General features: G+C 43.7%; 1 protein-coding gene. It reads right to left on the bottom strand.

Annotated elements, in window-relative coordinates; translation table 11 throughout:
- Window positions 1–214: 214 nt before the first annotated feature.
- On the bottom strand, window positions 215–1030 hold the full coding sequence (locus tag ABN212_RS18675; protein WP_000018329.1) for an aminoglycoside O-phosphotransferase APH(3')-Ia: 816 nt from the start codon (window positions 1028–1030) through the stop codon (window positions 215–217).
- Window positions 1031–1193 lie beyond the last annotated feature (163 nt).

Genomic DNA, 1193 nt, shown 5'->3' with positions numbered 1-1193 from the left:
GGTAAGCAGAGTTTTTGAAATGTAAGGCCTTTGAATAAGACAAAAGGCTGCCTCATCGCTAACTTTGCAACAGTGCCAATTTATGAGTAAAGGATTATGTCCACGATAAGCACCTGGGTCGATTCCTGGGAGGCGGCCATGAGGGTAGGGAAGCGCCGTCCCGTCAAGTCAGCGTAATGCTCTGCCAGTGTTACAACCAATTAACCAATTCTGATTAGAAAAACTCATCGAGCATCAAATGAAACTGCAATTTATTCATATCAGGATTATCAATACCATATTTTTGAAAAAGCCGTTTCTGTAATGAAGGAGAAAACTCACCGAGGCAGTTCCATAGGATGGCAAGATCCTGGTATCGGTCTGCGATTCCGACTCGTCCAACATCAATACAACCTATTAATTTCCCCTCGTCAAAAATAAGGTTATCAAGTGAGAAATCACCATGAGTGACGACTGAATCCGGTGAGAATGGCAAAAGCTTATGCATTTCTTTCCAGACTTGTTCAACAGGCCAGCCATTACGCTCGTCATCAAAATCACTCGCATCAACCAAACCGTTATTCATTCGTGATTGCGCCTGAGCGAGACGAAATACGCGATCGCTGTTAAAAGGACAATTACAAACAGGAATCGAATGCAACCGGCGCAGGAACACTGCCAGCGCATCAACAATATTTTCACCTGAATCAGGATATTCTTCTAATACCTGGAATGCTGTTTTCCCGGGGATCGCAGTGGTGAGTAACCATGCATCATCAGGAGTACGGATAAAATGCTTGATGGTCGGAAGAGGCATAAATTCCGTCAGCCAGTTTAGTCTGACCATCTCATCTGTAACATCATTGGCAACGCTACCTTTGCCATGTTTCAGAAACAACTCTGGCGCATCGGGCTTCCCATACAATCGATAGATTGTCGCACCTGATTGCCCGACATTATCGCGAGCCCATTTATACCCATATAAATCAGCATCCATGTTGGAATTTAATCGCGGCCTCGAGCAAGACGTTTCCCGTTGAATATGGCTCATAACACCCCTTGTATTACTGTTTATGTAAGCAGACAGTTTTATTGTTCATGATGATATATTTTTATCTTGTGCAATGTAACATCAGAGGGCACTGTTGCAAATAGTCGGTGGTGATAAACTTATCATCCCCTTTTGCTGATGGAGCTGCACATGAACCCATTCA

The organism is Proteus genomosp. 6 (genome assembly GCF_040139785.1).
In the GTDB taxonomy this organism is placed as follows: domain Bacteria; phylum Pseudomonadota; class Gammaproteobacteria; order Enterobacterales; family Enterobacteriaceae; genus Proteus.
This window is presented reverse-complemented; position numbering and strand designations above follow the sequence as displayed.

Excerpts from the sequence above, each read along its gene's own strand:
- ABN212_RS18675 (WP_000018329.1), bottom strand. The coding sequence starts at position 1,030 with ATGAGCCATATTCAACGGGAAACGTCTTGCTCGAGGCCGCGATTAAAT.